Origin of the sequence: Erysipelatoclostridium sp. An15, assembly GCF_002160675.1 — a bacterium.
Classification (GTDB): Bacteria; Bacillota_I; Bacilli_A; order Erysipelotrichales; family Coprobacillaceae; genus Thomasclavelia; species Thomasclavelia merdavium.
The window spans coordinates 1-4,495 of record NZ_NFLA01000089.1 but is presented as its reverse complement, the minus strand read 5'-3'; the positions used below and the strand labels follow the sequence as shown (position 1 = coordinate 4,495).

Sequence of the window (4,495 nt, the reverse complement as noted above, 5' to 3'; positions counted from 1 at the left end):
TTCTGAAAATTGATCCTTTTCTATAAAAGCCATAGCCCTATCAACAACCTCATCTATCGTCATAATTTCACCTCCTTTCTACTATCATTTTAACAAAAAAAGATTCCGACATTTTAATCAGTTCACATCAAAAAAGACCAATTATCATCAAAGATAGTTGGTCTTATGTTTTTATTTATCGGAATCTTTAGAAAGTCGGGATATCTTTTTGAATTCCGATATCGGAATTCAGCGGGCTGAAGCTTCACCAGATACTGATAATTTAATCATGCTTGCTAAGATTTATCATATGTCATTAGATGATTTATTAAAAACAGATCAAGATGAATTTGAAAGTGCTAAATTAAATCAAGATGATACAGTTAAAGAAGAAAAAGCTGAAAAAGTTCATGTTAGTTTAAGACATGGAGTTCATGTAATTGATAAAGATGGCAGTGAAGTTCATGTCGGCTGGGATGGTATCCATATTGATAATGCTAAGGATAAAGATAATAATATTGATTATGATTGGGAAAAATTACAGTATGAAAAACCAACTAAATTTCCGTTTGCGTTAATTATTATTGTAATTTATATTGCCTGCAGTGCTTATACATCTTTATGGCATCCTTTATGGATAATGTTATTAATTATTCCTTTGATTGATGGGGCTATTGCCGCTATTAAACATCGTGATCTCAATCAGTTTCCATATCCAGTATTAGCGCTATTATACTTTTTATATGAAGGTTTCTTTGAATATGTCTGGTCACCAACCTGGATAATTTTCTTAACCATACCAGTTTATTATGCAATAGTTAATTATTATAATTATCGAAGAAAAAAACGTAATCAAAAAGATGATGCTTAGGCATCATTTTTTAGTGCAATTTATTAATGTTATGTTATACTTAGGGCGGTGATAAGATGAAATGTTCAATAGTAAAAAAGTGTGGTAGTTGTAAATATATTAATAATGATTATACATCGCAGTTAAAAATAAAAACTGATTATTGTAAAGAGTTATTAAAAAAGAATCAGTTAAATAATTATCGGGTTGCTAACATCATTAAAATGGAAAATCCATATCAATATCGTAATAAGATCATTGTAGCTTTTAATCAAAAATATGAGTTTGGTTTTTATCAAGAAGATAGCCATCGAATAATTCCTTATGATCGCTGTTTGCTTCATGAAGAAGTTAGTGATGCTATTATTAAAAAGATTCAATCTTTATTGAAACGATATCGTGTTAGTATTTATGATGAAGATCGTGGTCGTGGCTTATTGCGACATGTTTTAATTCGCCGAGCAGTAGTTAGTGATCAAACTATGGTTGTTTTAGTATGTAATGATAATGTTTTTAAAGGTTCTAAGAATTTTTGTAATGAACTAGTAAAAACGTTTCCTAGTATTAAAACAGTAGTTTTAAATGTTAATAAAAGAAAGACTAGTGTTGTTTTAGGTAATGAAGAAAAGGTTTTATATGGTAAAGGATTTATAGTAGATGAATTATGTGGATTGAAATTCAAGATTTCACCTAAATCTTTTTATCAGATAAATCATGTACAGTGTGAAAAATTATATCAAACAGCAATTGATTTATTAGAACTAAAAGGTAATGAAACAGTTATAGATGCTTATTGTGGTATTGGTACAATTGGGATGGCAGTTTCTAAACAGGCTAAAGAAGTTATTGGTGTTGAGTTAAATAAAGATGCTATTAAAGATGCTATTAATAATGCAAAAGCTAATAAAATAAATAATATTAGATTTTATAATGATGATGCAACTGATTTTATGAAAAAATTAGCTAGCGAAAAATATCCAATCGATTGTGTAATTATGGATCCACCTAGAAGTGGTAGTACTAAAGAGTTTATGGATGCTATAAAGATTTTAAAACCAAAAAAAGTAGTTTATATTTCTTGCGATCCAACTACTCAAGTTAGAGATTTAAAATATTTTTCTAAGTTAGGATATCAAGGTAATACTATGATACCAGTTGATATGTTTCCCCATACTGCACATGTGGAGACTATTGTGTTGATACAAAGGAAAGACTAGTAAAATCATTAATTTTAGGTACTTTTTCTAGAATATTGTCTTTATATAAAAGTTAAAATAAGATTACCAAAATTGTTGTAAATAAAAGTCTCCTAATTTGTAACAATAGGTAATCTTTTTGGTATTATAAAATCTGGTGAGGATTTAACAAAATCGTTTTAAAATGTACTGAGGGTTTGATATTAAAAGTTCGAATCCTTTTTAAAATTTTGTGAGGAGAAATAGCGTCTAGCTGCATTTTCCTCCCTTTTATTTTTTAAATTTATCTGTTTCATCATAGCCAAATAATAAAACTGATTTTTTCATTTTTATTGAATCTGTGTATTCCTTGTCTAAATCGTAATTTTCACATCTATTTTGTGAATATAAAATTCTGTTTCTTGTACGTTCAATGTTTTGCATTCGTAAATTAGTTGGATTTATTGTAATAATTATAAGATATCATTAAATAAACTAATTTGGATCGTTGCGTTTTACTAGTCTTTTTTATTTTTTATACAAGTTTATGATATGATTATAAAAGAAAAAGTTAAATGCTTGGAGGGATGCTAATGGCAACAATGAAACAAATATATGATTTTGCTATTAAATGGTGTGATAAATTTCGTGATTGTGATATTAATTACATAGAATTGCTTGATCATTGGATGGCTGACGAGTGCATTGCTCTAGGTTTTAATATAGATTGCGGTAAAGCTTTTAAAGAAAAATATGGGTTGGCAATATATGATCCTGAAACGTTAAATAAAATCATTGATGATATTACAGATATTCCTTTATTGGGATCAGCAATTTATTTACGATGGAGATATTTTAATCATTGGGCATACGATTCAGCTGAAATTTTAAATCCTCAAAATCGGGCATGGTTTATTCTTGCGCTAAGTCGATTGGCTTTGCTTTGCCAAGAAAATCAATTTGTATTTAAAGGTACATTAAAAAAGATCCGGATTGTATCAAATAATGTTTGTTTTTCTTGTATGCCAGAACCTGATGATGAAGTGGAACAGCACCTTACAATCAATAATGATGGGCAAGTCTTGTTTTTAGGATATAATTTTGGTCATAATGGTATAAAACATAAGAAAATACGAAGCAAGAGTTTTAAAATTGAAAAGGAAGATGTCAAAAGATTATTTAGGGCAATTGAAACATATTTTAATAGAGAATATACAGAAGTTTTTGCTACAGACATTGGAAATTGGGTAATGGAATTGACTAATACTGAAGGAATTACTTATAAGTTTTATGGCTCGCTTTGTGCTGAATTTGATTATGAAGGTACTGATTTGTCTAATCTTATTCGTGAAATTGTCGGTATGAATGATTTGTATGTATTTGATGGTAATGCTAAACTCGATGTAATTAATAAAATCACGATAAACTATCATCGAGTTACTAAAATAAAACATGATCAAAAACCAAAAGAAGTTAAGAAAGATTTTATTACATGGGATTATAGTGAATGTCTGATTATCGATAGGAAAAGCGGAACATTGGAATATATTCAAAATATTGGCACTGATAGCAATATTACTTTTAAATATAAGATTAATGATGGGATTGTGAATCTGCTTGAAAGGTTCGATGCAAGAAAACTATTTAAACATATTAAAGGTAATTTTGAGGATGTTATTGAAAACCCAAATGAGACCAGAGATTATATTATAACTATTGATTATACAAAAAGTCCCAGCCGGATTATTACAGGTAGTTATGATAAAAATGGTTTACCAGAAGATTTTTTATATTTTGTAGAAACAATAACTAATTTTATTAAATACTATAATATGCAAGAAATGTTTAACCCGTTTGTTTATGGTAAAGTGAAACGACGTAAATCTGAATATATTTTTTGTAGTGTTATTTTTAAAGGCGGATATAAGAGTTATTATTATTTGACAGATGATGATAGTATAGAAATTGGTGATTTAGTATTAGTGCCGGCAGGTGATGATGATCATGAAGTAGTCGTAGAGGTAGATAATATTGAATATTTTAGTAAAGAAAATGCTCCACGACCTATTGAAAAGACAAAACGAATCATTCGTAAATATATAAATGATGATTTTGCTAATTAATCTAGTAATTATATTAAGATAATAAATATGATTTCATTGTGTTATTATTTAAAGATTAATGTTAGTTATTTTTAGTTTTTATGTCGTAATCCACAAAATGACTTTTATAAATGACCATGTTATAATATTGGTAGTAAAAATTACTAGAAGAAAGGAAAGATAATAATGAAGCGAATAAGTACTGGAATTGAAAATTTCAAAGAATTACTGGATAATAATTATTATTATGTTGATAAAACAAGACTTATTGAAGATGTATTATCTGATAAAGTAATGCTGTATACCAGACCGAGAAGATTTGGAAAGACATTGAATCTAAGTATGCTTTATTATTTCTTTTCAAACAAAGAAAAAGAAAATAGTTATTT

4 protein-coding genes are annotated in these 4,495 nt (G+C 27.9%); all 4 read left to right on the top strand.

Annotated elements, in window-relative coordinates:
* Window positions 1-208 precede the first annotated feature (208 nt).
* Window positions 209-850 (top strand): hypothetical protein, encoded by a 642-nt coding sequence (locus B5E92_RS14935; RefSeq protein WP_087303477.1) that lies wholly within the window; start codon window positions 209-211, stop codon window positions 848-850.
* Window positions 851-906: 56 nt separating this feature from the next.
* Entirely contained in the window at window positions 907-2,046 is a 1,140-nt protein-coding gene (rlmD, locus tag B5E92_RS14930) for a 23S rRNA (uracil(1939)-C(5))-methyltransferase RlmD (RefSeq protein ID WP_087303475.1), read from the top strand.
* Between the two features lie 551 nt (window positions 2,047-2,597).
* Entirely contained in the window at window positions 2,598-4,127 is a 1,530-nt protein-coding gene (locus B5E92_RS14925; protein WP_087303473.1) for a hypothetical protein, read from the top strand.
* 165 nt (window positions 4,128-4,292) lie between these two features.
* Window positions 4,293-4,495 (top strand): AAA family ATPase (locus B5E92_RS14920; protein ID WP_158095253.1); only part of this gene is annotated, 203 nt, incomplete at its 3' end.